Source organism: Streptomyces sp. NPDC050085 (assembly GCF_044460595.1).
GTDB lineage: Bacteria > Actinomycetota > Actinomycetes > Streptomycetales > Streptomycetaceae > Streptomyces.
This window is the reverse complement of record NZ_JBITJZ010000001.1, coordinates 1,199,801-1,226,106: the sequence shown is the minus strand read 5'-3', so window position 1 is coordinate 1,226,106 and position 26,306 is coordinate 1,199,801. Positions and strand designations below refer to the sequence as shown.

Annotated in this window: 24 protein-coding genes; 11 read left to right on the top strand and 13 right to left on the bottom strand. The window is 73.1% G+C overall.

Annotation, left to right across the window (positions count from 1 at the left end; all coding sequences use genetic code 11):
• Window positions 1–51 precede the first annotated feature (51 nt).
• The gene (locus ACIBUY_RS05240) at window positions 52–1,287 is read left to right on the top strand and encodes a GNAT family N-acetyltransferase (protein WP_399151856.1); all 1,236 of its coding nucleotides are present in this window, start codon (window positions 52–54) and stop codon (window positions 1,285–1,287) included.
• Between the two features lie 47 nt (window positions 1,288–1,334).
• Here the strand turns inward: ACIBUY_RS05240 and ACIBUY_RS05235 are convergent, their stop codons facing one another.
• Entirely contained in the window at window positions 1,335–1,793 is a 459-nt protein-coding gene (locus ACIBUY_RS05235) for a hypothetical protein (protein WP_365579003.1), read from the bottom strand.
• A gap of 71 nt (window positions 1,794–1,864) precedes the next feature.
• Between ACIBUY_RS05235 and ACIBUY_RS05230 the strand changes: the two genes are divergently transcribed.
• A complete protein-coding gene (locus ACIBUY_RS05230; protein ID WP_365579001.1) occupies window positions 1,865–2,599 on the top strand; it encodes a hypothetical protein in 735 nt (244 codons plus the stop codon).
• Window positions 2,600–2,980: 381 nt separating this feature from the next.
• On the opposite strand, the gene ACIBUY_RS05225 is transcribed toward ACIBUY_RS05230, so the two are convergent.
• Window positions 2,981–3,601 carry a peptidase gene (locus ACIBUY_RS05225; RefSeq protein ID WP_399151855.1) on the bottom strand — a complete coding sequence of 207 codons (621 nt, stop codon included), beginning with the start codon at window positions 3,599–3,601 and terminating at the stop codon, window positions 2,981–2,983.
• Entirely contained in the window at window positions 3,598–4,806 is a 1,209-nt protein-coding gene (locus ACIBUY_RS05220; protein WP_399151854.1) for a pyridoxal phosphate-dependent aminotransferase, read from the bottom strand. Before ACIBUY_RS05220 ends, ACIBUY_RS05225 begins: the two co-directional genes overlap by 4 nt.
• A gap of 80 nt (window positions 4,807–4,886) precedes the next feature.
• On the opposite strand from ACIBUY_RS05220, the gene ACIBUY_RS05215 reads away from it, so the two are divergent.
• The gene (locus ACIBUY_RS05215) at window positions 4,887–5,489 is read left to right on the top strand and encodes a helix-turn-helix domain-containing protein (RefSeq protein WP_365578995.1); all 603 of its coding nucleotides are present in this window, start codon (window positions 4,887–4,889) and stop codon (window positions 5,487–5,489) included.
• Window positions 5,490–5,559: 70 nt separating this feature from the next.
• On the opposite strand, the gene ACIBUY_RS05210 is transcribed toward ACIBUY_RS05215, so the two are convergent.
• Window positions 5,560–6,318 (bottom strand): hypothetical protein, encoded by a 759-nt coding sequence (locus tag ACIBUY_RS05210; protein ID WP_399151853.1) that lies wholly within the window; start codon window positions 6,316–6,318, stop codon window positions 5,560–5,562.
• Window positions 6,318–7,595, bottom strand: a complete 1,278-nt coding sequence (locus ACIBUY_RS05205; RefSeq protein WP_399151852.1) for a VWA domain-containing protein — start codon at window positions 7,593–7,595, stop codon at window positions 6,318–6,320. Before ACIBUY_RS05205 ends, ACIBUY_RS05210 begins: the two co-directional genes overlap by 1 nt.
• 86 nt (window positions 7,596–7,681) lie before the next feature.
• On the opposite strand from ACIBUY_RS05205, the gene ACIBUY_RS05200 reads away from it, so the two are divergent.
• On the top strand, window positions 7,682–9,772 hold the full coding sequence (locus ACIBUY_RS05200; protein WP_399151851.1) for a hypothetical protein: 2,091 nt from the start codon (window positions 7,682–7,684) through the stop codon (window positions 9,770–9,772).
• A gap of 3 nt (window positions 9,773–9,775) precedes the next feature.
• On the opposite strand, the gene ACIBUY_RS05195 is transcribed toward ACIBUY_RS05200, so the two are convergent.
• Complete coding sequence (locus ACIBUY_RS05195; protein ID WP_365580793.1) at window positions 9,776–10,996, bottom strand: FAD-dependent monooxygenase; 1,221 nt, start codon at window positions 10,994–10,996, stop codon at window positions 9,776–9,778.
• A gap of 65 nt (window positions 10,997–11,061) precedes the next feature.
• The gene (locus ACIBUY_RS05190) at window positions 11,062–12,675 is read right to left on the bottom strand and encodes a translation initiation factor 2 (RefSeq protein ID WP_399151850.1); all 1,614 of its coding nucleotides are present in this window, start codon (window positions 12,673–12,675) and stop codon (window positions 11,062–11,064) included.
• A 178-nt stretch (window positions 12,676–12,853) separates the two neighbouring features.
• On the opposite strand from ACIBUY_RS05190, the gene ACIBUY_RS05185 reads away from it, so the two are divergent.
• Complete coding sequence (locus ACIBUY_RS05185) at window positions 12,854–13,759, top strand: HipA family kinase (RefSeq protein ID WP_399151849.1); 906 nt, start codon at window positions 12,854–12,856, stop codon at window positions 13,757–13,759.
• 138 nt (window positions 13,760–13,897) lie between these two features.
• Here the strand turns inward: ACIBUY_RS05185 and aceB are convergent, their stop codons facing one another.
• Together aceB and ACIBUY_RS05175 are read right to left on the bottom strand one after the other, a co-directional pair.
• Complete coding sequence (gene aceB, locus ACIBUY_RS05180; protein ID WP_365580784.1) at window positions 13,898–15,520, bottom strand: malate synthase A; 1,623 nt, start codon at window positions 15,518–15,520, stop codon at window positions 13,898–13,900.
• A 200-nt stretch (window positions 15,521–15,720) separates the two neighbouring features.
• Window positions 15,721–16,344, bottom strand: a complete 624-nt coding sequence (locus ACIBUY_RS05175) for an NTP transferase domain-containing protein (RefSeq protein WP_399151848.1) — start codon at window positions 16,342–16,344, stop codon at window positions 15,721–15,723.
• 209 nt (window positions 16,345–16,553) lie between these two features.
• Here ACIBUY_RS05175 and ACIBUY_RS05170 point away from each other — a divergent pair, with 209 nt between their 5' ends.
• Window positions 16,554–16,850 carry a DUF5955 family protein gene (locus ACIBUY_RS05170; RefSeq protein ID WP_365580778.1) on the top strand — a complete coding sequence of 99 codons (297 nt, stop codon included), beginning with the start codon at window positions 16,554–16,556 and terminating at the stop codon, window positions 16,848–16,850.
• A gap of 19 nt (window positions 16,851–16,869) precedes the next feature.
• On the opposite strand, the gene ACIBUY_RS05165 is transcribed toward ACIBUY_RS05170, so the two are convergent.
• Window positions 16,870–18,327 carry a PLP-dependent aminotransferase family protein gene (locus tag ACIBUY_RS05165; protein WP_365580468.1) on the bottom strand — a complete coding sequence of 486 codons (1,458 nt, stop codon included), beginning with the start codon at window positions 18,325–18,327 and terminating at the stop codon, window positions 16,870–16,872.
• A gap of 100 nt (window positions 18,328–18,427) precedes the next feature.
• On the opposite strand from ACIBUY_RS05165, the gene ACIBUY_RS05160 reads away from it, so the two are divergent.
• On the top strand, window positions 18,428–18,925 hold the full coding sequence (locus ACIBUY_RS05160) for a universal stress protein (protein ID WP_399151847.1): 498 nt from the start codon (window positions 18,428–18,430) through the stop codon (window positions 18,923–18,925).
• A gap of 4 nt (window positions 18,926–18,929) precedes the next feature.
• On the opposite strand, the gene ACIBUY_RS05155 is transcribed toward ACIBUY_RS05160, so the two are convergent.
• The gene (locus tag ACIBUY_RS05155) at window positions 18,930–19,556 is read right to left on the bottom strand and encodes a response regulator transcription factor (protein WP_365580473.1); all 627 of its coding nucleotides are present in this window, start codon (window positions 19,554–19,556) and stop codon (window positions 18,930–18,932) included.
• A complete protein-coding gene (locus ACIBUY_RS05150) occupies window positions 19,553–20,737 on the bottom strand; it encodes a sensor histidine kinase (RefSeq protein ID WP_365580475.1) in 1,185 nt (394 codons plus the stop codon). Before ACIBUY_RS05150 ends, ACIBUY_RS05155 begins: the two co-directional genes overlap by 4 nt.
• Window positions 20,738–20,872: 135 nt before the next feature.
• Here ACIBUY_RS05150 and ACIBUY_RS05145 point away from each other — a divergent pair, with 135 nt between their 5' ends.
• The gene (locus ACIBUY_RS05145; RefSeq protein ID WP_399151846.1) at window positions 20,873–21,952 is read left to right on the top strand and encodes an ABC transporter permease; all 1,080 of its coding nucleotides are present in this window, start codon (window positions 20,873–20,875) and stop codon (window positions 21,950–21,952) included.
• A complete protein-coding gene (locus tag ACIBUY_RS05140) occupies window positions 21,949–22,632 on the top strand; it encodes an ABC transporter ATP-binding protein (RefSeq protein WP_399151845.1) in 684 nt (227 codons plus the stop codon). The genes ACIBUY_RS05145 and ACIBUY_RS05140 overlap by 4 nt, the downstream gene beginning before the upstream one ends.
• A gap of 115 nt (window positions 22,633–22,747) precedes the next feature.
• Here the strand turns inward: ACIBUY_RS05140 and ACIBUY_RS05135 are convergent, their stop codons facing one another.
• The gene (locus ACIBUY_RS05135; RefSeq protein WP_365580484.1) at window positions 22,748–23,557 is read right to left on the bottom strand and encodes an IclR family transcriptional regulator; all 810 of its coding nucleotides are present in this window, start codon (window positions 23,555–23,557) and stop codon (window positions 22,748–22,750) included.
• 227 nt (window positions 23,558–23,784) lie between these two features.
• Here ACIBUY_RS05135 and allB point away from each other — a divergent pair, with 227 nt between their 5' ends.
• Together allB and alc are read left to right on the top strand one after the other, a co-directional pair.
• Window positions 23,785–25,131: an allantoinase AllB gene (gene allB, locus ACIBUY_RS05130; RefSeq protein ID WP_365580486.1), complete on the top strand. Its 1,347-nt coding sequence runs from the start codon at window positions 23,785–23,787 to the stop codon at window positions 25,129–25,131.
• Between the two features lie 5 nt (window positions 25,132–25,136).
• Window positions 25,137–26,261 carry an allantoicase gene (gene alc, locus ACIBUY_RS05125; RefSeq protein WP_399151844.1) on the top strand — a complete coding sequence of 375 codons (1,125 nt, stop codon included), beginning with the start codon at window positions 25,137–25,139 and terminating at the stop codon, window positions 26,259–26,261.
• The last annotated feature ends 45 nt before the right edge of the window (window positions 26,262–26,306 follow it).

The window sequence follows — 26,306 nt, the reverse complement described above, 5'->3', positions numbered from 1 at the left end:
ACCGAACTCGCCCGATGTGGCACGGGTGTTCACCCGACCAGGCTCGACCCCATGGACACCACCTCACCGACAGCGCACCCGCTGCGCACCATCGAGGCCCACGAGTTCGACGCCTGGGCCCGCATGATCACCACGACGTACGGCCAGGACCTGCGCGAGGGCTCCCTGCGGGACGCCCGCTCCGTGCTCGAACCGGCCCGCACCCTCGCCGCGTACGACGGCCGCGACATCGTCGGCGGCGTCTCGATCTACAGCCGCACCATGACCGTGCCCGGCGCCTTCACGCCGGTCGCGGGCATCACGCTCGTCGCCGTCCTGCCCACCCACCGCAGGCGCGGCATCCTCACCGCGATGATGCGCAAGCAGCTCACCGATCTGCACGAGTCGGGCGGCGAGCCGATCGCCGCGCTGAATGCGGCCGAGGCCACCATCTACGGCCGCTTCGGCTACGCCATCGCCTCCCACCTGGCCCAACTCCACGGCGACACACGGGACATGACCCTGCGCCCGGACGTCGACCACGGCAACGGCACGCTGCGCTTCCTCGGCCGCGACGAGGCCCGCCCGCTCCTGGAGAAGGTCCACGACACCGCCCGCACGCACACGCCCGGCTGGGTCGACCGCGCCGAGAAGTACTGGAACGCCTTCCTGCGCGACGAGCCCGCCTTCCGCAACGGCGCCACCGAACTGCGGTACGTGCTCCACACCGAACCCGGCGGCGAGCCCACCGGATACGCCCTCTACCGCTCCGAGGGAGGCACCGTCCGCATCGTCGAGGTCGTCGCCACCACCCGCACCTCGTACGCGGCCCTGTGGCGCTTCCTCATCGCGCTCGACGGCCACGACCGCCTCACCTGCGACGCGGCCGTCGACGAGCCGCTGCCGCATCTGCTGCTCGACCCGCGGGCCGCGCGGACCACGGTCGTCGACAACCTGTGGGTCAGGATCGTCGACGTCGACCGGGCCCTGGCCGGGCGCCGCTACACGGCACCCGTCGACGTCGTCCTCGACGTCGAGGACCCCTTCTGCCCCTGGAACACGGGCCGTTACCGGCTGACGGGCGACGCGGAGAGCGCCGCCTGCACACGCACCCGCGACCGCGCGGACCTGCGCCTGAGCGCCGCCGAACTCGGCGCGGTCCACCTCGGCGGCCCCACCCTCGCGACGCTGGCGGCCGCGGGCCGCGTCGAGGAACTGCGCCCCGGCGCACTGGCCGCCGCCTCCCGCGCCTTCCGCGGCAGCCGCGCACCCTTCCACCCCTCCGGCGCGGCCTTCCCCGCGTTCTGACCCGGGCACGGCAGGTACGCCAGTCACCGGGAGGCCGGGCGGAGCGGTCACTGCACGCTCGGCGCCGCGGCCTCCACGAACGCGGACAGGGCTTCCTTGCAGCGCCCCGAGCGGCGGTTGCGGTCCTGTTCGTCCGTGGCCTCGTGCAGACAGTTCGCCAACTCGAAGGCGCTCTCCGCCAGTTGCCGCAGCCGCGGTACGTCACAGATGAGCTGGACCCGGGCCAGCGCCTGACGGGCCGCGATCCGAGCCTCGTACGAGGCGAAGCGCGCCGCCTCCGCCTCGGGCGCCCCGGGTCTCTCCTGGGCGCGGAACCAGCGGTCGTTCTGGCTGCGCCGGTAGTCGAACAGGGCGCTCGCGAACCCGCTGTAGCTCGCGATGCGCTCCTGACGCAGCTGCTCGGCCCGCGCCAGCTCCGCGCCGCGCACCGTCGCCCGCCCCTGGAAGTAGTGCGTGACGACCGAGCCGAGGAGCGTGCCGATCACCGCTATCAGTGCCGCGTCCACCGTTGCGTACTCCTCGTCCCGCCAGAAAAGCCATTCGATTCCGAGCCCCCGAACTGGCTACCGTCGCAGGCGTGTCCACGAAACTCAATCAGATCATCGCTGTCGAGAAGGGCGTGAAGGCCAAGGCCCACCAGGACCTGACGGCAGCTCACCACGGATTGCAGAAGCCCGCGCTGCTCGCCGGCATCGCGCGCACGTACCAGCCCAAGGACGAGGAGGGCGAGCAGCTGCCCCCGGAGTCCACGCGGGTGCAGATGCGTGCCGAGGACGTGCTGCGGCAGACGGCGAAGTCGCTGACCCGCCTGTTCGACGTGACGGCCACGAAGGACTGGGCGAACTGCGAGGCCCGCGCCGACGTGAGCGTCGACGGGCAGACGCTGCTCAGCGCGGTCCCGGTCTCCTATCTCCTGTTCCTGGAGAAGCAGTTGACCGACCTGAACACGTTCGTGCGCAAGCTGCCGCTCCTGGACGCGGCCGAGGCGTGGACGCAGGACCCGTCGACCGACGACTGGCGCACCGAGCCGGTGCGCACCGTGCGGACGAAGAAGGTGCCGCGCAACCACGTGAAGGCGGAGGCCACCGAGAAGCACCCGGCGCAGGTCGAGGTGTACTTCGAGGACGTGCCCGTCGGCTACTGGACGACGGTGAAGTTCTCCGGTGCGCTGCCCGCCCGCCGCGTCTCCCAACTCCTCGACCGGGTCGAGAAGTTGCAGCAGGCGGTGAAGTTCGCCCGCGAGGAGGCGAACGCGGCGGAGGTCACCGACCAGAGCGTCGGCGACCCGGTGTTCGGCTACCTCTTCGGCTGAACCGGCCACGGCTTCCTTCGTACGACGAAGACTCCCCGGACGTCGCCGCATGACGGTGGCGACCGGGGTGCGCGAGGAGCGCAAAGCTGACACTGAAGCTTGTCGTGAAGAGCGCGGTGCGCCAGAGCACGTCCGCACCGCCGTCAATCTCAGACTCTTGCTCCAGACTCAGCATTCGCCGTTCATCGCCGGATCGACCGGGCCCCGGCCCCAGATCCCGAATTGCCGGTTCGAATCCGGCCCGCCCAGCTCGATGGGCGGTAGTCCAACGGCAGGACGCGGGACCGTGACACTGACCGGGGTCCTCAAGCGTGCCGGCGTGTGACGTGAGCGGCATCAAAGGGACCCGGGGGCCGGCTACGCCCTCGGGTCCGTCCGCGTTCAGGGCCCTGGCCGCAGCGACATGCCCCGCCCCGCGAAGAACTCCGCGAACCGCTCCACCGGCAGGTCCGCCGTGCGGGTCGCCGCGTCCGTGCCCGACGGGTTGTGGAAGTGGAAGCCCGTGCCGTCCGCCGTACGCGACGTGACGAGGACCAGATGGCCGCCCCGGCCGGGGGAGGGCTCGTGCGGGCGGCGGATGGCGTAGTGCACGGAGGCGACGACGAGCCGCCCCGCGTCGAGGGCCTCGCCGATGCCCCCGACCGTCAACTCCCGGTGCACGTCCGCCTCGAGGCCGTGCACCTCCCGTACGTACTCCACGGCGGGCGCGTAGATCATCCCGTGGATCTCCCCGTCGGCGTCCACGGTGTACGCGCCGAACTTCAGCGCCCCGTCCCGCAGTTCGAACAGGGAGGGGGCCGTGGTGCCGAGTGCCATGCGCAGGCAGGTCGCCCCGCACAGGTGCCCGCACCAGCGCGCGTAGTCCTCCACCGTCCCCGCGCCCGAGTCGCGCCACGCGGGGTCCTGGGCCCGGTCGAACTCCCCGCCCACGATCGCGCCGACCAACTCCGGCGAGGCGAACTGGGTGTGGCTCGGGTACGCACACGTGGCGCAGGAGGTCACTGACGGTATCCGCTCAGGAAGCGCCCGATCCGGCTGATCGCGGCGTCGAGATCATCAGCGTACGGGAGGGTGAGGATGCGGAAGTGGTCGGGCCGCGGCCAGTTGAACCCGGTGCCCTGGACGACCTGGATCTTCTCCCGCAGCAACAGGTCGAGCACGAACTTCTCGTCGTCCACGATCCTGTGCACCTTCGGGTCGAGCCGCGGGAACGCGTACAGCGAGCCCTTCGGCTTGACGCAGCTGACGCCCGGGATCTCGTTGAGCTTCTCCCACGCCTTGTCGCGCTGCTCGTGCAACCGGCCGCCGGGCGCGGTGAGTTCGTGGATCGACTGGCGGCCGCCGAGCGCGGCCTGGATCGCGTACTGGGCGGGGGCGTTCGGGCACAGGCGCATGGAGGCGAGCATCGTCAGCCCCTCCAGGTAGTCCTTCGCGTGCTGCTTGGGGCCGGTGACGACGAGCCAGCCGGACCGGAAGCCCGCCACACGGTACGTCTTCGACAGCCCGCAGAAGGTGAGCACGACCAGGTCGGGGGCGAGGGCGGCGGCGCTGTGGTGCACGGCGTCGTCGTAGAGGATCTGGTCGTAGATCTCGTCGGCGAACACCATCAGGCCGTGGCGGCGGGCGAGGTCGAGGATGCCCTCGACGATCTCCTTCGGGTAGACCGCGCCGGTGGGGTTGTTCGGATTGATGATGACGACCGCCTTCGTGCGGTCGGTGATCTTCGACTCCATGTCGGCGAGGTCGGGGTACCAGTCGGCCTGCTCGTCGCACAGGTAGTGCACGGCCTTGCCGCCCGACAGCGTCGTGACCGCGGTCCACAGCGGGAAGTCCGGCGCGGGGATGAGGACTTCGTCGCCGTCCTCGATCAGCGCCTGCACGGCCATGGAGACCAGCTCGGAGACGCCGTTGCCGAGGAACACGTCGTCGACGTCGACCTCCAGGCCGAGGGCCTGGTAGCGCTGGGCGACGGCGCGGCGGGCGGAGAGGATGCCGCGCGAGTCCGTGTAGCCGTGCGCCTGCGGGAGCATCCGGATCATGTCCTGGACGATCTCCTCCGGCGCTTCGAAGCCGAACAGCGCCGGGTTGCCGGTGTTCAGGCGCAGCACGCTGTGGCCGGCCTCCTCGAGCGCGTTCGCGTGCTCGATCACCGGGCCGCGGATCTCGTAGCAGACCTCGCTCAGTTTGCTCGACTGCCGGAACTCCATGTGCGTGCCTCCTTGCTGGGGTACTTGGTTTTACCAAGTGGGAGCTTGGAAAGTCCAACAAGTTGCATAGACTGCGAGCCATGCCACGCCGAAGCTACGACCAGTACTGCGCCGCCGCCCGCGCCCTCGACGCCGTCGGGGACCGCTGGACGCTCCTGATCGTGCGCGAACTCCTCGCGGGCCCGCGCCGCTACACCGACCTCCACGCCGACCTGCCGGGCGTCAGCACGGACATGCTGGCCACGCGCCTGAAGGACATGGAGCGCGACGGCATCGCGATCCGCCGCCGCCTCGGCGCCCCCGCTTCGGTGTACGTGTATGAACTCACCCCGCGAGGACAGCAGTTGCTGCCCGTGCTCCAGGCCCTGGGGGAGTGGGGCGCCCCCGAACTGGCCGAGCGCCGCCCGACGGACGCGGTGCGCGCGCACTGGCTGGCCCTGCCGCTGCTGAGGCAGTTGGCGGACCTGGGGGAGACGGGGGTCGTCGAAGTACGGCTCGACGAGGGGGAGTTCTTCGTACGGGTGGGGGGTGAGCCCGTGTACGGGGAGGGCCGGTACGTGGGTGGCGAGCCGGATGTGCGGCTCGCCTTGGACGCGGAGCTGGCGCATGCGGTGGCGCGGGGCGAGGCGGGCGCACTGGAGAAGGCGCTGTCCAGCCCCTCTGGGGGCACCTCCCGGCGTTAGCTGGGGGAGCTTGAGGAGCGGGGTCCGGGGCGGAACCCCGAGGCGGTGAGCCGGACCCCGCTCCACGGCATCAGGCTTGGACGGGCCGCCGCCCCGAACCCCGGGTCAAGGCATACCCCCCGATACCGGCAAGCGCGGCCAGGACCGCCCCGCCCCCGCTCCACACCCACCGACTGGTCCACCAGCCGGAGGCCCAGTCATGGTCGTCGGAGGACACCGTGGACGCCCCGGCGGTGAGCGGAACGGACAGCTTCCCGTCGACCGCCGCCGCGCCCCCGAACTCCTTCGAGGCCGCCTCGACGGACGCGGAGACCGGCAACCCCAGATCGGTGTCGGACAGCCCGGTCACCGTCAGCCGGACGTAGTACGTGCCCGGCAGCGGATCGTTCGCCCACGGCTCGGACCAGGCCCGCACGGTCCGCAGCGTGCAGGCGAGGTCGACCCGCGCCGCATCCGCGGCCACCGTGCGCGCCTGCATCCCGTACTGGCACGACTGGCGGCGCCGCAGCCCGTCGTACACGTCGAGCCGCCAGGTCTGCGCCCCGTGCCGGGCCGCGGCCTCGGGCAGCTCGACGGTGGCCTTCACCGTCGGCCGCTGCCCGGCGTCGGCCGGGAACGACCAGTACAGGTAGTCGCCCGTGGAGCCGCTGGCCGTGGCCTTCTGCTCCTGGGCGATCGGCGTCGCCGTGCGGAACGACGTACCCGCCTGTGCCGGCGCCTTCTTCGCGTCGGCGTCCGTGCCGCCGTCGGCGACGGCGGGACCGGCGAGAGCCACCAGCGAGGCGACCGAGCCGAGCAGCATGCTTGTCAACAGCCTTGTACGTCGCATCAGTTGGTCCTCCATACGGCGACACGCCAGCGCGAGACCCAGCCCCACAGCACACCCGCGAGGAATCCGACCACGACGAGCGTCCCGAGCAGCCACCAGCCGCGGCCGAGCCCGAACGCCGCCACGTCGGACGCCGCGTCCCCGCTGTCCACCACGTCGACCGCCAGCTCGACCGGCAGGCCGGGCGTGGTCTTCACGGAGGCGGGCGCGGAGTACGCGTTCGACACCTGGAGGCAGACCGTCTCGGCCCGCGCGGCGGCATCGTCGTCGGAGTCGTCGGACGGCGGCCTCGGGTAGCGCAGGCCCGTCGAGATCACGTCGGTGCGTCCGTCGCCCGACTCCTGTCCGCGCACGATCTCCCGGCCGTGCGTGGTGACGGCGCGCAGCAGGACGCCGTAGTCGCGGTTCACGGCGCGGTCGGCGGCGACGCTCACCGAGGCGCGCAGCTCCTTGCCGGGCTCGACGTCGACGCGGTAGTAGCGGTGCTCGCCGAACTTCTCGCGGTCCGTGAACAGACCGGGCTTCAGCTGGGGCGCGTCCGCGCACTGCGCGGCGCCCTCGACGGCGACCGGCGTGACCACCGGATCGGCCGCGCGGTCCACCAACTGGCCCACGCGGTCGGTCAGTTCGTCCTTGTGCCGGACCGAGGTGTACGTGCCCCCGGTGGCGTCGGCGATGCAGGACAGCTGCGCCCGGGTCTTCGCGTCGGCCACCAGGCCGAGCGTGTCGATGGTGAGGCCGATGCCCTTCGCGGCGATCTCGCGGGCCACCTCGCACGGGTCGAGCGGCTGGCAGGTGTCCTCGCCGTCGCTGATGAGGACGATGCGCTTGGTGCCGTCCCCCGAGCCGAAGTCGTCGGCGGCCTTGAGCAGCGCCGGGCCGATCGGCGTCCACCCGGTGGGCTGCAGCGTGGCGACGGCGGTCTTCGCCTCGGTGCGGTCCAGCGGGCCGACGGGATAGAGCTGGGCGGTGTCCTTGCAGCCCGTCTTGCGGTCGTCGCCCGGGTAGTTGGCGCCGAGCGTGCGTATGCCGAGCTCGACCTCCTCGGGGGTCGCGTCGAGGACCTCGTTGAACGCCTGCTTCGCCGCGGCCATGCGCGAGCCGCCGTCGATGTCGCGGGCGCGCATGGAACCGCTGACGTCCAGGACGAGTTCGACCTTGGGGGCCGGTTGCTCGTCCGCCCCGTCGGCGTACGCCTCGGTGGACGGCAGGCCGCCCAGGGCCAGGGCGGCGAACAGGGCGCACGCGCCCGCCGCCAGCCGTTGTCTAGTGATCATCGGCGGATCTTATGGATCAAGGCGGGTGGAGACCAAAACGGCGAACGGGCCGGTCACTTGGAGTGAGGGGTGCATAGGGTGAGCCGGTGACCGACGATCCGTACACGACGAGCAGGACCGCCCGGACGAGCAACTCCGTGAGCGGGCAGGCCCGGATCGGCCATCTGGTTCAGGCGGACAGCATCGAGTCCCTGACCGTGCATCAGGGCGCGCCCTTGCCGCCGATCCCCCGTCAGTTACGGCCGGAGGTCGCGCACTTCGTCGACCGCGAGGGCGAGCAGGAGCGGTTCGCCCGGTCCGTGCGGGCCCGGCGCGGCGCCGAGGGCCGGCCGCTGGTCGTCGCGGTGAGCGGCCTGAGCGGTGTGGGCAAGACCACCCTCGGCTTCCGCCTCGCGCGCGCCTTCGCCGACGCGTCGGACGACGCGGGGCACGGATGCGGCGCCCTGTACGTGGACCTCGACCCGCTCCGGCACGACGGAGTCGTCGAACCGGCCGACGCACTGGCCGAGTTGCTCGGCCCCCTCGGCATCGCCCCCGAGTGGCTCGGCGCGACGCAGGAGGCCCGCGCCAAGCAGTACTGGGAGCGTACGCACGGCACGCGGCTCGTCGTGGTCGTCGACAACGCCCGCTACGGTGCCGAGGTCGAGCCCCTGCTGCCCGCCTCCGGCGACAGCGTCGTCATCGTGGCGAGCCAGGGCCGCCTGTACGACCTGGACGACGCCGACGCCGTCGAACTCCCGCTGCGGCCCCTGCCGCAGCCGGATGCCGTACGTCTCCTCGGCGCGATCGCCGGTGCTGCGCGCCTCGCCGGTGAGCCCGAGGCGGTCGCCGCGCTCGCCTCGCTGTGCGACGGGCTGCCCGCGGCGCTCCGGGTGGCCGCGGGCCGGGTGCGCCGCCATCGCAGACGCCCGGTGTCCCGCCTGGTCGCCGAGTTCGGCGCGGAACTGCGCGAGAAGGGGGTGCCGGTGGTGGAAGCGGTGTGGGACGCGGCGTACCGGGACCTGAGTGAACGGGCTTGTGGGCTCTACGAGTTGCTCGGCGCCTTCGGCGTCCCGGTCCCGCTCGCGGCGCTGCCGTCCGAGGACGCGGAGGACGCCGTCGAGGAGCTGGAGGAGGCGGGCCTGGTCGACGTACGCGACGAACGGCTCACCATGCACGCCCTGGTGCGCGCGCACGCCGAGCGGCGGGCCCGTGACCGCGATCCGGCACGGGTGCGGGCGGCGTGTACCCGGCTCGTGCGCTGGTACCTGCGCCAGGCGCAGCACGCCGACCGGGTCGCGGCCGGGGCACGCCTGGTGCTCGGCGCCCCGGAGCCGCCCCTGCCGGACCTCGCCGACGTCGAACTCGCCGACTCCGGTGCCGCGTACGCCTGGCTGGAATCGGAGCGGCACGCCCTGCTGCGGTGCGTGCACCTCGCGTACGCCGACGGGCTCGACGACGTGGCGTGGGCGCTGTGCGAGCCGCTGTGGACCCACCACCTGGACCGCCCCCGGCACGCGGACACCGTCGCGGCGTTCCGCACCGGCCTCGCCGCCGCCCGCCGCGCCGAACACCTGGCGGCCACCGTGCGGCTGCGCTGTCAACTGGCCCGGCCGCTGTGGGAGACCGGCGCCTTCGACGAGGCCGCCCGCGAGCTTGACGCGGCCGTGGCCGCCGCCGTGCTGCTGCCCACGACGCCCGACGGCCGTAAACTCGCTGCCTCCGCACGGGAGTTCAGGGGACGACTGCAGGCCGAGCGCGGCGCGTGGGAGGCGGCGCTGCCCGACTACGAGGCCGCCCGCGCCGTCCACGAGGAGATCGGCAACGCGTACGGCGTCATGCTCCTCACCTACCAGCTCGGCCGGGCCGAGGCGCACCTCGGCCACCGGGACCGGGCGCGCGACCTCCTGGAACAGGCCCACGCAGAGGCCCGCCGCCTCGGCCGCGACCGCATGACGGCCCGCACGGCCCTCGCCCTGGGCCAAGTCCTCGAACAGTCCGAAGAACCGGCGAGGGCAGGGGAGTTGTACGCCTCCGCCCTCGCCTCGGCCCGGGCCCGCGGCTCGGCGTTCGAGGAGGCCCGCGTCCTCGACGCGCTGGCCCGGCTCGCGCGGACGACCGCGGACGCGGCCGCCGCCGACGCATACGAGGCGTCGGCGGCGGCCCTCAGGGTGCGATACGGGGCGGCGGGCTCCTAGCCCCTAGCTCGACCGGGTGGTGGGATGGCCGCCGAACAGGCCACCGCTGTCCGCCTGTTGCCACCACTCCCGCAGGGCCGACTCGTCCATCGCTGCCCAGTCGGGCGTCGCCTCCACCAGTGCCAGGCCGAGGCGGCGGCCCAGGTCGACCATGGTGCGGCCGACCGGCGCACGGTCGGCGTCGTACGCGGCCAGCGCCTCGTCGAGGGTGGCCGCCCCGGCGAGAGCGGACTGCAGGGCGCGCGCGTCCTGGAGCGCCTTGACCGCGCCCGCACCGGTGTGCGGCCGGGCGACCGTCGCGGCGTCGCCGGTCAGCAGCATCCCGGGCGCGGTGTAGCGGTCGGCCGTGAAGTCGTACAGCGGCTGGAGCGCCAGCTCGTCCCCGGTGGTCCGCAGGACGAGGTCGCCCCAGTAGGGCGGCAGCAACTCCTTGGCCACGTACGCGAGATGGGCGCGCAGCGCGTCGTCCACCTGGCCCGGCGGCATGCTGGTCGGGGTGCGCAGCCGACGGTCGAGGCCGGGCGGCGGAGCCGTGTACAGGACCCAGTTGGCGCGCGTCCCGCCGGTCGCCGGGTCGGGGATGCGGTACACGATCAGATGCCCGCCGGGGAACACGGCGTACGCGCACTCGTCCGTGGGCCAGCGCTCCGGATCGTCGAGCCGTTCCTCGGGGAAGGCGCCGCGCCAGGCCGCGTATCCCGCGTACGCGGGCCGGATGGGGCCGCAGGCCGCGGCGCGCACCAGCGACCGGTAGCCGTCGGCGCCGATCACCAGATCGTGCTCGGCGGCGGCCCCTGAGGCGGTGTGCACCTCGACGGTGCCGTCCGCCCGCGCGGCCACCCGCGTCACCTCGACGCCGGTCCGGAACTCGGTGTCGGCCGGGATCCGCCCCCTCAACTCCCGCCACAACGGACCCCAGTTGTAGGTCCGGAACGGGAACGGCGTCTGCCAGACGCGCCGCCCGAGCGGATCGGACCCGGCCCGGTCGTCGCGGACGAACCAGGCGCGCCGCGTCATCTGCACCCAGGGCATGCCCGCGTCCAGGAACCCGGACGCCGCCAGCTCCGCGTACCGGTCGTTGTGCACCGCGAGCCCCGCGCCGCGGTCGCCCAGCGGCCCCGGCGCCCGCTCGTACACGGTGATCTCGTCGGCGCCGCCCCGCCGTGCTGCGAGCGCCGCTGCGCACCCCGCGACACTGCCCCCGACGACGGCGACCCTGCCCATACCCCGCACGTGTTCCCCCGTGGCTCGCCCGAGCTTTCCGCGTTCCTCGCTGCCGGGGGATCATCTCAGGAGAGCGGCGCTTCACCCGGCTCGTTCAGCAGATGTGCCGCACAAATTACGTTCCCTGCACGGAAGTTGACGGTGTCGCCCGGCCGGGCCGACGGTCGGGCGTGCACGGCGGACAGGGCCGTCGCCGGGTCGACGGCGCCCGGACCCCGCCCGGTGCTGATCCGTACCGTGAGCGTCGTGCCGGGCGCGGCGCGACGGCGTACGAGGCACAGCTCGGGGGAGAGCAGCACGGCGGCGGTGCGGCAGGACGGGTACCGGTCGAGGGCCTCGGCCGTCCAGCGGGCCGCGGCCGCCGGGTCCGCGTCGCGCCGGTACAGCACCGCGGCCTGCCGCGCGTACCGCACCTGCACCGCGTCCTCCTCGGCGGCGACATGGTGCGCGGGCACATCGGTGCGGACCGGCCTGCGCTCGACCTCGACGACCCCTTCGGGCGTGACGTCGATGCGTACGGCGAAGACGGCGGGGGTGTCGAGCGGGCGGCGCGGGGACGGCAACAGCCGTGGAACAGGCGGGGGTTGGTCTCCCGCGGGCAGCTCCAGGTGGGCGTAGAGCGCGGTCCGCAGCCGGTCGAGGCTGTGCCCGAGGGCGTCGTCCGCGAACGCGGCGCGGGCCGCCTCGCGCACCCCTTCCGGCGGGTGCCCGTCGAGGAGTTCGTCGAGCAGCTCGCCCAGGAGGGCCCCCGGACGGTCGGCCGCCGCGGGCAGGCGCGGGGCGGCATCGAGCAGCCGCGCCATCGGCGTTGCGGGTAGCAGCTCCGCGCTCCCGTCGTACGCGGACACGACGGCCCGGCCGAGCGCCGCCGCGTACAGCGCGGTCGAACCGTGGTCGGTGACGACCGCGTCCGCGGCGACGAGCAGCGTCGCCCACTCCTCGTGCGGCCGCGCCAGGAACGCCTCCGGCGGCAGCCGCTCGGCGAGGTCGAAGGTGCCCGGCTCGCTGTGCGTGTTCGGATGCGCGACCACCGCCAACTGGTAGGAGTCCAGGGGGAGTTCGGTGGCCAGGCGGGAGGCGAGGGCCGGGCGGCGGACGAGCAGCGCGTCCGGGCCCCACGTCGACACGAGGACGACGAGTCTGCGGCGGCCCGTGCCGAGCGCCGCGCGGTAGCGGTCGCGCCGGGTGCGGGACTCCAGGAGGCGGTCCAGGGTCGGATCGCCGACGACCACGGCGCGCTCCCGCGCGGGCGGGCACCGGTCGGCGAGCCGGTCGATCTGCTCCGGGTGCGCGAGGGCGTGCAGCGCGGCCAGCGGGCGGCCGTCGTCCGGGCGCAGCAGATAGAGCGGGTCGAGGCCCGACGCGGAGTCGGCCGCGCCCTCGCCCTCCAGCGACTTGTTGAACCCGGCGCCGTGCGGCAGCAGCGCCAACGGGCCGTGCAGCAGGTGCAGTTCACCCTTCGGGCTGGCCGCCACGATCAGGTCGTACGACTCCGTGACGGCCTCGTCCCACGGCACGGTGCCGGCCCGGGCCCCCTCCAGTGCCGCGAGTGCGTCGACCCCGAACGCCGAACCAGGGGCGAGCGTGAAGAGCCGCCGGACCCGGTGATCGCCCTCGAAGACGGGGAGGACGTCGAGCACCCGGTGCAGCGCGGCCGCCGACCGCACGGCGAACAACACCGTCCGAACCCGAGAACCCGCTGCCCGCTGCCCGCTGCCCGCTGCCCGCTGCCCGCTGCGGCAGTGTCCATCCTAGTCTGCGCGGATTCGCCAGGTATGGCGTTTGCGCAGGTCAGTCCGGGTTTCTCGGAGTCGGAGCGGGGCATGCCCGTGATCGTACCGAGCTACAGTGGCAGACGTGCTGCGCGAAGTGACTGCCGTCCACTATGTGAATCCGCTGCGCACCGGAGGCTCCGTCCCCGGTGTCGTGGAGGCGGACGACCTGGGCACGTACGTCCTGAAGTTCACCGGCTCCGCCCAGGGCGTCAAGGCGCTCGTCGCCGAGATCGTCGTCGGGGAGCTGGCGCGCCGGCTCGGGCTCCGCTTCCCCGAGCTCGTCCTCGCCCACTTCGACCCGGCGGTCGCGGCCCACGAGCCGCACCAGGAGGTCCAGGACCTGCTGCGCGCGAGCGCCGGTCTGAACCTGGGCATGGACTTCCTGCCGGGCGCGGTCGACTTCACCCCTCAGATCGCCGAGACGTTCCCCGTGGACCCGCTGGAGGCCGGCCGGATCGTCTGGCTGGACGCGCTCACCGTCAACGTCGACCGCACGGTGCACAGTTCGAACCTCATGGTCTGGCCGACGTTCGGCACGGCGCCGCCCCGACTCTGGCTCATCGACCACGGCGCGGCGCTCGTCTTCCACCACCGGTGGGACGGCGCGACGCCCGACAAGGCGTACGACTTCAAGCACCACGCGCTCGGTGGCTACGGCCCGGACACCCGTGCCGCCGACGCCGAGCTGGCCCCCAAGGTCACCGAAGCGCTGCTGCGCGAGGTCGTCGCGCTCGTCCCGGACGCGTGGCTGACGGACTTCCCGACGCCGGACGAGGCGCGGGACGCGTACGTTGCCCATCTCCTGGCCCGTGCGCGCAGCTCGGCGTCGTGGCTGCCGACGGACTTCCCCGGCCGGGAGGAACTGGCGGCCGCGGACGCGCAGCGTGCCGCCGCCACGGAGAAGGGGCGACCGGCCTGGCTGAAGCGGGTGCCGGACCTGCACGGGAAGCCGGGCGCCGAGCAGGACTGGTCCGTGCACCTGGGGTGAGGCGCGGGGCTGTGTCATCAGCGGCTCCGCCGCGGGGCGCGACCAGCCACGACGGCGGCGCACCCGGCGAAGAACGGGTACCCGGCAGACGAAGGCCCCCGGCACAGTGCGGTGCCGGGGGCCTTCGGGTCGGGTCGGTCAGCGGAGCTGCTCGTAGGCGGGCAGCGTCAGGAAGTCCGCGTAGTCCGCGTCCAGGGAGACCTGGAGCAGCAGGTCGTGGGCCTGCTGCCACTTGCCGGCCGCGAAGGCCTCCTCGCCGATCTCGGCGCGGATCGCGGCCAGCTCATCGGCGGCGACCTTGCGGGCCAGGTCGGCCGTCGCGGTCTCGCCGTTCTCGAAGACGACACCGGCGTTGATCCACTGCCAGATCTGGGAGCGGGAGATCTCCGCCGTCGCCGCGTCCTCCATCAGGTTGAAGATGGCGACGGCGCCGAGGCCGCGCAGCCACGCCTCGATGTAGCGGATGCCGACCTGGACGGCGTTGACCAGACCGTCGTAGGTGGGCTTGGCGTCGAGGGAGTCGATGGCGATCAGGTCGCCGGACGCCACCGAGACGTCCTCGCGCAGGCGGTCCTTCTGGTTCGGGTTCGAGCCGAGGACCTTGTCGAAGGACTCCATGGCGATCGGGACGAGGTCGGGGTGCGCGACCCAGGAGCCGTCGAAGCCGTCGCCGGCCTCGCGGTCCTTGTCGGCGCGGACCTTCTCGAACGCGACCTTGTTGACCTCGGCGTCCTTGCGGGACGGGATGAAGGCCGCCATGCCGCCGATGGCGTGCGCGCCGCGCTTGTGGCACGTACGGACGAGGAGCTCCGTGTACGCGCGCATGAACGGGGCCGTCATCGTGACCAGGTTGCGGTCGGGCAGGACGAACTTCTGGCCGCCGTCACGGAAGTTCTTGACGATGGAGAAGAGGTAGTCCCAGCGACCGGCGTTCAGGCCCGAGGCGTGGTCGCGCAGCTCGTAGAGGATCTCCTCCATCTCGTACGCGGCCGTGATCGTCTCGATGAGGACGGTGGCGCGGACGGTGCCCTGCGGGATGCCGACGTAGTCCTGGGCGAAGACGAAGATGTCGTTCCAGAGGCGGGCCTCGAGGTACGACTCCGTCTTCGGCAGGTAGAAGTACGGGCCCTTGCCGAGCTCGATGAGCTTCTTGGCGTTGCGGAAGAAGTACAGGCCGAAGTCGACGAGGGCGCCCGGGACCGGCTTGCCGGCCTCGTCCACCAGGTGGCGCTCGTCGAGGTGCCAGCCGCGCGGGCGCATCACGACGGTGGCCAGCTGGTCGGCGTCCTTGAGGGCGTACGACTTGCCGGTGCGCTCGTCGGTGAAGTCGATGGAGCGGTCGTAGGCGGCGGTCAGGTTCAGCTGACCCCCGATGACGTTCTCCCAGGTCGGCGCCGAGGCGTCCTCGAAGTCGGCGAGCCAGACCTTGGCGCCCGAGTTGAGGGCGTTGATCGTCATCTTGCGGTCGGTGGGGCCGGTGATCTCGACGCGGCGGTCGTTCAGCGCGGCCGGAGCGGGCGCGACCTTCCAGGAGTCGTCCGCGCGGATGGCGGCCGTCTCGGGGCGGAAGTCGAGCGTGGAGGTGCGGGCGATCTCGGCGCGGCGCTCGGCGCGGCGGGCGAGGAGCTCGTCACGCCGGGGCGTGAACAGCCGGTGCAGCTCGGCCACGAAGGCGAGGGCCGCGTCGGTGAGCACCTCGTCCTGCCGGGGCAGGGGCTCGGCGTCGACGATGGCCAGCGGGGACGGCGCTGGTGCGGACATGAGGCTGTCACTTCCTTCAGCGAGCGGGCGCGGGCGTCGGCACGGAGTGCCGGGCGCGCCTGGGTACGACTGCTGGCCCCTCTGCGGGGGACCGGCCCTTCTGATCAGTGGATACTAGTTTCCTCATTGTGGAAGTTCAATGGTTTGTTGATGTCGAGATTCTCTGGGTCGACAGAACGTGGCGCTCAGTGCCACGGCTTTCACTCAAGGTGGCGGAGATCGGCCTCCGTGTCGATGTCGTACGCCTGCGCCACGTCGCCGCACTCGACCAGTTCCACCGCACCCGCGTGTTCCTTCAGATAGGCGCGTGCCCCGCGGTCCCCGTCCGCACTCGACGCGATCCCCGCCCAGTGGTCGCGCCCGAACAGCACCGGATGCCCGCGCTCCCCGCCGTACGCGGCCGCCACCATGGACGCGGGCGAGCGGTACGCCTCCCGTACGCGGGTGATCGCGGCGGCGCCGATGCCCGGCTGGTCGACGAGCATGACCAGGGCGGCGCCGGCGCTCGTCCCGGCCAGGGACTCGAGTCCCGCGCGCAGCGACGAGCCCATGCCCTCCTCCCATGCCGGGTTGTCCACGAGCACGCACCCGTCGAGCGCCGCCCGCTCGCGTACGCCGTCGGACGCCGCCCCGAGTACCACGTGCACCCGGTCGCAACCGCCCTCGCGCAGCATCCGCACCGCGTGCTCCACGAGCGGCCGCCCGCGATGCGGCAGCAGGGCCTTGGGGCGCCCGCCGAGGCGCCGCCCGCCGCCCGCGGCAAGCAGCAGCCCCGCCACCTCGGCCGTCCCGTCCGTCTCCCCGGTCGTCTCTGTGATCGCCATGCCCCCTGCATACCGCACGACCCCGGGCGGCGCCCGCGCACCTTGAGTTGCCTTACGCAACGGACTGGCGCAAAAGGGGGCTCGTGGCGTTAACTGGGCGCCCGCAAACCCGAGTTGGGCGCCGCCGACCCACCCTGACACGGGTCTGCGACCGAAGGCGTACGACAGGCGCACAACGACGTGCGAGGGGGAGAGCCGTGTTGCGGAGCATGGAGCAGAGCCTTGTGACGGGCACCGACGAGGACCCGCGGGTGGCGGCACTGCGCACCGCCGTGTCCCGGCTGCGGCGCGAACTCGCCGCCCACCCGGCCGAGTTCCCGGACCGGGGCATCGCCGAGGACGAGCTGGCGGCGCTCGACGCGATGGCGAGCGCGGGCAGCCCCGAGGTGCCCCGCCTGCGCCGCTCGCTGCTGCTGGTCGCGGGCGCGATCGGATCGGTGAGCGCGCTGTCGGGCGCGTTGACGCAGGTGCGCGGCGCCGTGGAGCTGTTCGCAGACGCGCCCTAGAGGGGAAGAGGGCGGGGGTTCAGGCCACCCAGTGCGGGCGCCCGGGCTCCTCGCCCGCCGCGCCGAGCCCGCCCCGCGCGGCCGCGGCGACCCGCCGCACCGCCTCCTCGGCGACGTCGACCGGCTGCGTGTACGGCCAGCGCAGCCGGTGCTCGAACGTCCCGGGGTCCGCGCCGAACCGCGACCCGCCCTCGATCCGCACCCCGTGCCGCAGTGCCGCTCCGGCGAGCGCCGAGGCGATCGGACGCCCCAGATCGATCCACAGGGACAGGCCACCGGGCGGCAACTGCCAACGCCAGTCGGGGAATTCACGCACCAGCGCCTCGGCGAGCCGGTCCCGCTGCTCCTTCAGCATCGGCAGCCTGCGCCGCAGGATGTCCTCCTCGCGGTCGAGGAGCCGGCCCGCCACCAGCTGGTCGAGGACGGACCCCGACATGTCCGCGGTCACCCGGCGCATCGTCAGCTCGGTGATCAGCCGGGTCCCCGCCCGCACCCAGCCGACCCGCAGCCCGCTCCAGTGGCCCTTGCTCAACGAGCCGACGGTGACGATCTGTTCGCCCCCGCCGTGCGGGGCCAGTGAGGCGAACGGCGGCGGCGTCGGCACGTCGAGCGCGATGTCCGCGATCGTCTCGTCGACGACCAGCCAGGTGCCGGTGGCCCGGGCCTCGGCGATGATCCGCTGCCGCTGCTCGACCGGCATCAGCCGGCCCGTCGGGTTCTGGAAGTCCGGGATGAGGTACGCGAGCCGGGGCGCCGCCTGCCGCAGCGTCGCCCCGAACAGCTCCGCCTCCCAGCCGTCCTCGGTCACCGGAACCGGCGCCGTACGCAGCCCCAACTGCCGAATGACAGCAAGGGCGTTGGCGTACGACGGGTTCTCCACGACGATCCGGTCGCCCGGCCTGCCCAGCAGGGTGAGGGTGAGCGACACGGCCTGCTGGGCGCCCGACGTGACCAGGATCTGGTCCGGCAGCGTGGGCAGGCCGCGCCGCGTGTACCGCTCGGCGATCGCGGCCCGCAGCTCCTGCAGCCCGTACGGGTGGTAGCCGGGCGTCAGCGCGTGCCGGGCCACGTCGGGCGCCGCCGCGGCGTACGCGGCCGCGATCTCGTCGGCCAGCGCGCCGGGCGCGGAGATCGCCAGGTCGATCACCCCGTCGTCGGCGGCGGGCGTCGCCACGCTCGTCGGCCGTACGCCGTCGGGCAGTTCGGTCCACGTCCCGGCGCCGCGCCTGCTGCGCGCGTACCCGCTCTCGCGGAGCAGGTCGTACGCGGCGGTGACGGTGGCCCGGCTGACCCCGAGCGCCACCGCGAACTCCCGCTCGGCGGGCAGCCGCATGTGCAGCGCGATCCGCCCGTCGAGCAGCAGCGTGCGCACACCCTGCGCGAGCGCGCGATAGCCCGGGCGTGCACCCGTGACCCCGGTCACCAGGTCGGCGAGCCGCCTGCTGCCCACGCTGCGGACCACCGATTCCCCTGCCATGCCACATCCCTGAAATTGGCCCTGCTGTCCAGGCCAATGAGCGTACAGACTCGGCGACGGCCGGGCGGAAGTGGCCTGGGTGGGACGAGGGAGGGCGGACATGTACGAGGACGGGCGCGCGCGTGGACGGGTGGTCGTCGGGGTCAGCGGGTCCCGGGCGAGCCGGGCCGCCCTGCGCTCGGCGGCCGAGCGCGCCACCACCGGGGAACTGGTGGTCGTACGGGCCTGGGAGCCGCCCGAGGGGGAGGCCACGTACCGGCGTTGGCCCGATGCGGACTGGGCCCGGCACTGGCAGGCGGTCGCGCGCGACGAGCTGACCCGGGCGGTGGCGGAGACGCTGGGCGCGACGCCGCCCGGCCTTGACGTGACACTGCGCGTCGAGCGCTCCCGCCCGGGACCCGCACTGCTCGCCCTGGCGACGGACCCCGCCGACCTCGTCGTCATCGGCGGTCGTCCGGGGCGGCGCGGCGGGGCCGTGCACCGTTTCGTACGACGCCACGCGCTGTGCCCGGTCCTGACGGTTCCGGTGCGTCCGCTGCGGCGGGCGGAGCTGCGCGCCCTGCGCCGGATGACGCCGGGCGACTTCGTGTGTGCGTAGGAGATCAGCGGGGTCTCAGCAGACCCCGCTGCGTGGCCCTGGCCACGGCCGACGTGCGCGAGTCGACGCCCAACTTGGCGTAGATGTGCACCAGATGGGACTTGACGGTGGCCTGGCTGAGGAAGAGCTGGCGGGCGATCTCCGCGTTCGACAGGCCGTCCCGCACCAGCTGCAGCACCTCGAGCTCGCGCTTGCTGAGGGCCTCCGCGGGAGCCCTCATCCGGTCCATCAGGCGCAGCGCGATCGCGGGGGCCAGCGCCGAGCGGCCGGAGGCGGCGGTGCGCACGGCCGCCGCCAGCTCCTCCGGCGGCGCGTCCTTCAGCAGATAGCCGGAGGCACCCGCCTCGACCGCCGCCAGGATGTCCGCGTCGGTGTCGTACGTCGTCAGGACGAGCACGCGCGGCCCACCGTCGAGAGCGGCGATCTCGGCGGTGGCCCGCGCCCCGTGCATCCCCGCACCGAACTGCAGGTCCATCAGCACGACGTCCACGTCCGCCCCACCGGCCAGCTCCACCGCCCGCTCCGCCGTGGCGGCCTCCGCGACGATCTCGAAGTCGGGCTCGGCGTCGAGGACCGCGCGCAGCCCGGCGCGTACGACGGGATGGTCGTCGGCGAGCAGCAGCCGGATCACGCGTCCGTCCCCTCGGGCAGGGGCAGCGGCAGTGTGACCGCGACCGCCGTGCCCTGGCCGGGCGCCGACTCGACGGTGAACGTCCCGCCGAGATCGCGCACCCGCGCGCGCATCGCGGGCAGCCCGAACCCGCCGTCGCCCGACACCGCGCGCTCCGGGTCGAAGCCGTCGCCGTCGTCCACCACGTCCAGGGCCACCGAGGTCTCCATGAAGCTGAGGGTGATCTCCGCGCGGGACGCCTGCGCGTGCCGCACCGTGTTGCCGAGCGCCGACTGGGCGATCCGCAGCAGCGCCACCTCGTACGGGGTGGGGAGGGCGAGCGGGGTGCCGCTCGCGGTGAAGCGGGCGGCCGGTCCCGGGGCCGTGGCGCACAGCCGCTCCAGGGCGCCGGCCAGCGAGCCGTTCGCCAGGTCGGGCGGGGTGAGGGCGCGCACGAAGCGGCGGGCCTCGGCGAGATTGTCCTGCGCCGTCGCGCGGGCCTGCTCGATGTGCCCGGCGGAGGGCGAGCCGGCGGGCAGCTCGCGCTGGGCGGCACGCAGCAGCAGCTGGATCGACGACAGGCCCTGCGCGAGCGTGTCGTGGATCTCCCGGGCGAGCCGCTCGCGCTCGGCCAGGGTGCCCGCGCTGCGCTCGGCGTCGGCGAGCTCGGCCCGGGTCGCGATCAGCTCCTCGATGAGCCGCCGTCTGCGCTCGCTCTCCCGGTACAGCGCCTGATAGCCGAGCACCGTCGCGACGGCCACGGCCGCGCCGAGCAGCGGCCCTATGAACGCGCCCGGGTTGACCGGCCCGCCGTGTCCGACGTACGAGGCGATGGCCGCGCCCGCGGCGGCCGCGACCGCCGGGACGCCCCAGCGCGGGGGCAGCAGGTGCAGCAGCAGGAAGTACAGCGGGAAGGCCAGCCACAGCGCGTCGGGCGACAGCACGAGCAGCACCGCCCACACCGCCCCCAGCGCGCCGAGCCAGCAGACGGCCCCCGCGCGCGTGCCCCGCACCGAGGGGATCACCGGGCCCGCCGCGTACACCGCTCCCAGCGCCACGGCCACGGTCACCACGGCCCCGACCGGTTCCTGCGACCGCCCGCCGAGCGCGCGCACGACGACGAGCGCGAGCAGCCCGGCCATCAGGAGATGCAGGCACAGACGCAGGGCGCGCAGCGCGGGGGTGAGGGAGCGAGGATCCATGGTCCTCCCAGCGTACGAAGTGGAACGCCGCCGTCGGTCAACCGAAAGTTTGACGTCGCCCTCCCTCCTTCGATTCGGGTGAAGCGTGCCGTGGCGCGATGCCCGGGCGGGGGCCCTGGCCGCAGGGTGGGGAGCATGTTCGTCGCATGGAGAGATCTTCGGTTCGCCAAGGGCAGGTTCGCCCTGATGGGGAGCGTGATCGTACTGATCACGCTGCTGGTGGGTCTGCTGTCGGGGCTGACGGCCGGGCTCGCCCGGGACAACACGTCGGCCCTGACCGGGCTGCCCGCCGACCACATTGCGTTCGGCCGGCCCGCCGACGGCCAGTCGGTGTCGTTCACCGCCTCGACGGTCACCCGGGACCAGTGGCGGGAGCTCGCCGCGCAGCCGGGCATCGAGAGCGCCCAGCCGATCGGCATCAGCACGGTCAACGCCGACGCGGGCGAGCAGACGGCGGCCGTGTCCGCGTTCGGCGTGCAGCCGGACTCCGGGCTCGCGCCCGACGCCACCGCACCCGGCACCGCCGTCCTGTCGCACAAGGCGGCCAAGGAACTGGGCGCCGCCCCGGGCGACAGGATCACCCTCGGCGGCCGGACGCTCACCGTCACCGCGGTCTCCGGCGACGCCTCCTACAGCCACACCCCCGTCGTCTGGGTCGACCTCGGCGACTGGCAGTCCCTCGCCCCGAGCCCCGCGTCCGGCAACGGCGAGCGGGCCACGGTCGTCGCGCTGAGGACCGGCCCCGGCGCCGATCCGAGCGCCGCGGACAAGGCGGCGGGCACCGACACCACGACCGTCGACGGCGCCCTGCAGGCCATAGGGTCCTACCAGGCCGAGAACGGGTCGCTGCAGCTGATGCGCGGCTTCCTCTTCGTCATCTCGGCGATGGTCATCGGCGCGTTCTTCACGGTCTGGACGATCCAGCGCAGCGCCGACATCGCCGTGCTCAAGGCCCTCGGCTCCTCGACGCCCTATCTGCTGCGGGACGCGCTCGGCCAGGCCGTCGTCATGCTGCTCGGCGGCACCGCGATCGGCACCGGGCTCGCCGCGCTCATCGGGGCGTTCGTGCCGGACAGCGTGCCGTTCGTGATGGAGCCGCTGACCACCATCGGCCCGGCCGTCGTGATGACCGTCCTCGGCGTCGTGGGCGCCGCCCTGTCCATCCGGCGGATCACCTCCGTCGACCCCCTCACCGCCCTCGGGAGCGCGCGATGACCCTGCTGCTCGACGACATCACGCTCACCTACCCGGACGGTGACGGGCGGCTCACCGCCCTGGACCGGGTGGACCTCGACGTCCCCGCGGGCGGTCTGACCGCCGTCGTCGGACCGTCGGGGTCCGGCAAGTCCAGCCTGCTCGCCGTCGCGGCGACCCTGGTCACCCCGGACAGCGGCCGCGTGGTGATCGACGGGACCGAGGCCACGGGGCTGCGCAGGGCCGACGCGGCCGAGCTGCGCCGGCGCACCCTCGGCATCGTCTTCCAGCAGCCGAACCTGCTGCCGTCGCTCACGGCCCTCGAGCAGCTCCAGCTGATGGCCCACCTGGACGGCCGCCGCCCGCGTGACGTCCGGGACGCGGCACGGGAGTTGCTGTCCGCGGTGGGCCTGGCCGACCAGGCGCACCGCCGGCCGCATCAGCTCTCCGGCGGCCAGCGCCAGCGGATCAACATCGCGCGGGCCCTGATGAACGCACCCAGGGTGCTCCTCGTCGACGAGCCCACCAGCGCGCTCGATCATGAACGGGGGGCTGCCGTACTGGAGTTGCTGGCGCGGCTGACGCGGGAGAGGGGGACGGCTACGGTGCTGGTCACGCATGACCCGGGACATCTCGGGGTCGCGGACCAGGTGGTGGAGATGGTGGACGGGCGTCTGACGGGGGCCGCGGTCTCGCCGTAGCCCCGCGCCCCTGAAGCAGCGGCGCAGCCGCATGCTTCAGGGGCGCGGGGAACTGCGCGAGAAGCCCCACCGTGCCGCAGTCGGCTACGCACCGAACCAGGCAGGTCGATACCCGCTAAGACCCAGCCCCAGAACTCGCCAGGGCCTCTGACAACTCACGGGCAACCTGCTGGAGCACAGGCACGATCTTGTCCGTCGCCGCCTCGGTGACCCGGCCCGCCGGGCCCGAGATGGAGATGGCCGCGGCCGTGGGGGAGTCCGGGACGGACACCGCGAGGCAGCGCACCCCGATCTCCTGCTCGTTGTCGTCGACGGCGTAGCCGAGCCGCCGCACCTCTTCGAGCGCGTCGAGGAATCCGTCCGGCGTCGTGAGCGTCTTCTCCGTCGCCGCGGGCATCCCGGTCCGCGCGAGCAGCGCCCGCACCTCGTCGGCGGGCGTGTGCGCGAGCAGCGCCTTGCCCACACCGGTCGAGTGCGGCAGGACGCGACGGCCGACCTCGGTGAACATCCGCATCGAGTGCTTGGACGGCACCTGGGCGACGTACACGATCTCGTCCCCGTCGAGCAGCGCCATGTTCGCCGTCTCGCCGGTCTCCTCGACGAGCCGGGCCAGGTACGGCCGCGCCCACGTCCCGAGCAGCCGGGACGCCGATTCGCCGAGGCGGATCAGGCGCGGGCCGAGCGCGTAGCGGCGGTTCGGCTGCTGGCGTACGTAACCGCAGGCGACCAGCGTGCGCATCAGGCGGTGGATGGTCGGCAGGGGCAGGCCGCTGCTCGCGGAGAGTTCGCTCAGGCCCACCTCACCGCCGGCGTCGGCCATCCGCTCGAGGAGGTCGAAGGCGCGCTCGAGGGACTGGACACCGCCGCTGGAAGCGGACTTGGCGGCACCCTCAGGGGCAGAGGTGCTGGCGCTGGACGTCGGCACGGGCGCGTTCCTTTCAAGGACGGGCAGGCGAAGAGGCAGCTTACTGGCGCATTCTCGACCGGTGATCCCTTGACCTGGAAGTTCGTCGGTAGCTACGTTCTGCCTACCGGAATTGTAATTTCACTTTGTGGAAACGTCCAGAGCCTTGACGGTTCGCGAACGCAAGTGAAAACTCCTTCAACAGAACGTTGAAGCTGAACGTCGTAACTCACGTACGGAGGTCCAGGGTGTCGGACGTCGAAGTCGAACTGGTGCTGCGCTCGACCCGCGTCATCACCCCCGAAGGTACGCGGCCCGCGTCGGTCGCCGTAGCCGCGGGGGAGATCGTCGCGGTGCTCGCGCACGACGCGGAGGTGCCGGCGGGCGCCCGGCTCGAGGACTTCGGCGACCACGCGCTGCTGCCCGGCATCGTGGACACGCACGTCCACGTGAACGACCCGGGGCGCACCGAGTGGGAGGGCTTCTGGACCGCCACCCGCGCCGCCGCGGCCGGCGGCATCACGACGCTCGTCGACATGCCGCTCAACTCCCTCCCGCCGACCACCACCGTCGACAATCTTCGTACGAAGAAGGACGTCGCGGCCAGCAAGGCGCACATCGACGTCGGCTTCTGGGGCGGCGCCCTGCCGGACAACGTCAAGGACCTGCGCCCGCTGCACGACGCCGGCGTCTTCGGCTTCAAGTGCTTCCTTTCGCCGTCCGGCGTGGACGAGTTCCCGCACCTCGACGGTGACCAGCTCACCGCGTCCATGGCGGAGATCGCCGGGTTCGGCGGCCTGCTCATCGTGCACGCCGAGGACCCGCACGAGCTCGACGTGGCGCCCCACAACAGCGGCCCGAAGTACGACGACTACCTCGCCACCCGCCCCCGGGTCTCCGAGGACGTCGCGATCAAGGGCCTCATCGACACCGCCAAGCGCATCGGCGCCCGCGTCCACGTCCTGCACCTGTCGTCGTCCGACGCGCTGCCGCTGATCGCCGCCGCCAAGGCCGAGGGCGTCCGGCTGACCGTCGAGACCTGTCCGCACTACCTCACGCTCACCGCCGAGGAAGTCCCGGACGGGGCGAGCGAGTTCAAGTGCTGCCCGCCGATCCGCGAGGCCGCCAACCAGGACCTGCTGTGGCAGGCGCTCGCCGACGGCACCATCGACTGCATCGTCACCGACCACTCGCCGTCGACGGCCGACCTGAAGACCGACGACTTCGCCACCGCGTGGGGCGGCATCTCCGGTCTCCAGCTGAGCCTGTCGGCCATCTGGACCGCGGCTCGCGCGCGGGGCTACTCCCTTGAGGACGTGGTCCGTTGGATGTCCGAGCGGACGTCCGCGCTGGTCGGTCTCGACGACCGCAAGGGCGCCATCGCCGTCGGCCGCGACGCGGACTTCGCCGTCCTCGCCCCCGAGGAGACGTTCACGGTCGACCCGGCCGAGCTCCAGCACCGCAACCGCGTCACGGCGTACGCGGGCAAGACGCTGCACGGCGTCGTCAAGTCGACCTGGCTGCGCGGCGAACGCATCGTCGCCGACGGCGAGTTCACCGCCCCCCGGGGCAAGCTTCTCGAGAGGAACAAGTAACCACCATGTCCGCGAACTCCGCGATACCCAGCTTCACCGGTGACGCCAGCCCCTACGGCGGCGGCGACCCGTACGCCGACTACCGCACCGCGGACTTCCCGTTCACGCAGTACGTCGACCTCGCCGCGCGCGCCCTCGGCGCCGGGGTGATCGCCGCCAACGACGAGTTCTTCGCCCAGCGCGAGAACCTGCTCGTCCCCGAGCGCGCCGAGTTCGACCCGGAGCACTTCGGACACAAGGGCAAGATCATGGACGGCTGGGAGACCCGCCGTCGCCGCGGCACCGGCGCCGACCACCCGTGGCCCACCGCCGAGGACCACGACTGGGCGCTCGTCCGCCTCGGCGCCCCCGGCGTCGTCCGCGGCATCGTCGTCGACACCGCGCACTTCCGCGGCAACTACCCGCAGGCCGTCTCGGTGGAGGCCACGTCCGTCGCGGGCGCGCCCACCCCGGAGGAGCTGCTCGCCGACGACGTGAAGTGGACGACTCTCGTACCCCGTACGGCAGTTGGCGGCCACGCGGCGAACGGCTTCGCCGTCGACGTCGAGCAGCGCTTCACGCACCTGCGCGTCAACCAGCACCCCGACGGCGGCATCGCCCGCCTGCGCGTCTACGGCGAGGTCGTCCCGGACCCGAAGTGGCTCGCCACGCTCGGCACCTTCGACGTCGTCGCCCTGGCCAACGGCGGCCGCGCCGAGGACGCCTCGAACCTCTTCTACTCGCCCGCCTCGAACACCATCCAGCCGGGCTACTCCCGCAAGATGGACGACGGCTGGGAGACCCGGCGCCGCCGCGACAACGGCAACGACTGGATCCGCTACCAGCTGGTCGCCCAGTCGCAGATCCGCGCCCTGGAGATCGACACGGCGTACCTCAAGGGCAACAGCGCCGGGTGGGCATCGGTCTCCGTGAAGGACGGGGCCGACGGCGAGTGGGTCGAGGTCCTGCCCCGCACCCGCCTGCAGCCCGACACGAACCACCGCTTCGTGCTCGACACCCCGGCGGTCGGCACCCACGCCCGCATCGACATCTTCCCCGACGGCGGCATCTCGCGCCTGCGCCTGTTCGGCTCCCTGACCGACCAGGGCACCGCCCAACTGGCCGCGCGCCACGCGGAGTCGGGCGAGTAGGCCCGAGCCGCAAGGAGCCGCACAGACCTGCGGGGCACACCGGCC

Excerpts from the sequence above, each read along its gene's own strand:
- ACIBUY_RS05240 (WP_399151856.1), top strand. The coding sequence starts at position 52 with ATGGACACCACCTCACCGACAGCGCACCCGCTGCGCACCATCGAGGCC.
- ACIBUY_RS05220 (WP_399151854.1), bottom strand. The coding sequence starts at position 4,806 with ATGGAGTTCCGGCAGTCGAGCAAACTGAGCGAGGTCTGCTACGAGATC.
- ACIBUY_RS05215 (WP_365578995.1), top strand. The coding sequence starts at position 4,887 with ATGCCACGCCGAAGCTACGACCAGTACTGCGCCGCCGCCCGCGCCCTC.
- ACIBUY_RS05210 (WP_399151853.1), bottom strand. The coding sequence starts at position 6,318 with ATGCGACGTACAAGGCTGTTGACAAGCATGCTGCTCGGCTCGGTCGCC.
- ACIBUY_RS05205 (WP_399151852.1), bottom strand. The coding sequence starts at position 7,595 with ATGATCACTAGACAACGGCTGGCGGCGGGCGCGTGCGCCCTGTTCGCC.
- ACIBUY_RS05195 (WP_365580793.1), bottom strand. The coding sequence starts at position 10,996 with ATGGGCAGGGTCGCCGTCGTCGGGGGCAGTGTCGCGGGGTGCGCAGCG.
- aceB (WP_365580784.1), bottom strand. The coding sequence starts at position 15,520 with ATGTCCGCACCAGCGCCGTCCCCGCTGGCCATCGTCGACGCCGAGCCC.
- ACIBUY_RS05175 (WP_399151848.1), bottom strand. The coding sequence starts at position 16,344 with ATGGCGATCACAGAGACGACCGGGGAGACGGACGGGACGGCCGAGGTG.
- ACIBUY_RS05170 (WP_365580778.1), top strand. The coding sequence starts at position 16,554 with ATGGAGCAGAGCCTTGTGACGGGCACCGACGAGGACCCGCGGGTGGCG.
- ACIBUY_RS05165 (WP_365580468.1), bottom strand. The coding sequence starts at position 18,327 with ATGGCAGGGGAATCGGTGGTCCGCAGCGTGGGCAGCAGGCGGCTCGCC.
- ACIBUY_RS05160 (WP_399151847.1), top strand. The coding sequence starts at position 18,428 with ATGTACGAGGACGGGCGCGCGCGTGGACGGGTGGTCGTCGGGGTCAGC.
- ACIBUY_RS05150 (WP_365580475.1), bottom strand. The coding sequence starts at position 20,737 with ATGGATCCTCGCTCCCTCACCCCCGCGCTGCGCGCCCTGCGTCTGTGC.
- ACIBUY_RS05145 (WP_399151846.1), top strand. The coding sequence starts at position 20,873 with ATGTTCGTCGCATGGAGAGATCTTCGGTTCGCCAAGGGCAGGTTCGCC.
- ACIBUY_RS05140 (WP_399151845.1), top strand. The coding sequence starts at position 21,949 with ATGACCCTGCTGCTCGACGACATCACGCTCACCTACCCGGACGGTGAC.
- alc (WP_399151844.1), top strand. The coding sequence starts at position 25,137 with ATGTCCGCGAACTCCGCGATACCCAGCTTCACCGGTGACGCCAGCCCC.